General features: G+C 65.3%; 1 protein-coding gene. It reads right to left on the bottom strand.

Annotation, left to right across the window (positions count from 1 at the left end; translation table 11 throughout):
- Positions 1-1,346 (bottom strand): hydantoinase/oxoprolinase family protein (locus EOA38_RS36825; protein ID WP_189435190.1); only part of this gene is annotated, 1,346 nt, incomplete at both ends.

Consider the following 1,346-nt stretch of genomic DNA (forward strand, 5'->3'; position numbering starts at 1 on the left):
GAGACAGCCATTATAGGGCGCGTTGAGCGCGAAGACGTCGCCTGGGTGGATGTCGCCCGAGTTCAGGCGGATCACGGTTTCGACCGAGCGGTCCATGGATCCCAGATGCACCGGCATGTGCGGCGCGTCGGCGACCAGCGCGCCGTGGCGGTCGAACACCGCGCAGGAAAAGTCCAGCCGTTCCTTGATGTTGACGGAGTATGCCGTGTTCTGCAGCGTCACGCCCATCTGCTCGGCGATCGACATGAAGAGGTTGTTGAAGACCTCCAGCATCACCGGATCGGCGTCGGTGCCGAGCGCCGCCTGCCGGGCCTTCTTCTCGATCCGCCGCAGAAGCACATGGTTCCGGGCCGTGATCCCGGCCTGCCAGCCCGGCTCGACGACGATTGTCTGGTTCGGCTCGATGATCAGCGCGGGGCCGGCCACCTTATGGCCGGGCTTCAGACCATCGCGCTGGAAGATGCCGGCGTCCCGCCAGCCGCCATCGGCGAAGAATTGCCGGATCTGCCAAGGGCTTGCCGCCTTGTCTTCGAGACTTGATTCAGTTTCGTCGCGCGCGGCGGCGCCGGCATCGCTGCCTTCGACGCCGACCGCTTCGACGACCATCGGCTTGTTTTCGTAGACGAAGCCGAATTGCGCCTTGTGGGCGGCCTCGAAATCGCTTCTGGCGCGGAAGATCGAACCATGCTCGAAATTCACCGGCAGCGCCGTATCGGTACCGTCATAGCGGATCTGCAGGACCGGCTTGGAGGCGATGGCGGCCTCCGCAATGCCTTGCGCTGCAAGCTCAGCGACAACGCCTTGGCGCAATGCCGCAATCAGGTCCTCGATCGGGGAACGGGACTCTTCGGCGAGAGGTTTCAGCAGCGCCTGCTGGCGCGAGGCGAAAACCGTCGACAGCCCGATGCCGTAGGCCGAAAGCAGGCCGGAGAAGGGGTGGATGAGCACGGCTTCCATGCCGAGCGCATCGGCGACCAGGCAGGCATGCTGGCCGCCGGCGCCGCCGAAGCAGTTCAAGAGATATTCGGTGACGTCGTAGCCGCGCTGCACCGAGATCTTCTTGATGGCGTTGGCCATGTTCTCCACGGCGATGGTGACGAAACCCTCGGCCACCGCTTCGGGCGAACGTCCATCGCCGATCTCGGCGGCGAGCGCCGCGAATTTATCTCGCACGGTTTCGACGTCGAGCGGCTGGTCCTGGCCGGGACCGAAGATCGTCGGGAAGAAATCGGGCCGCAGTTTGCCGAGCATGACATTGGCGTCGGTGATGGCGAGCGGCCCGCCGCGCCTGTAGGCGGCCGGGCCTGGATTGGCGCCGGCCGCTTTCGCGTCGGTCCTGACTCGGC

This window comes from Mesorhizobium sp. M1E.F.Ca.ET.041.01.1.1 (assembly GCF_003997355.1).
Classification (GTDB): domain Bacteria; phylum Pseudomonadota; class Alphaproteobacteria; order Rhizobiales; family Rhizobiaceae; genus Mesorhizobium.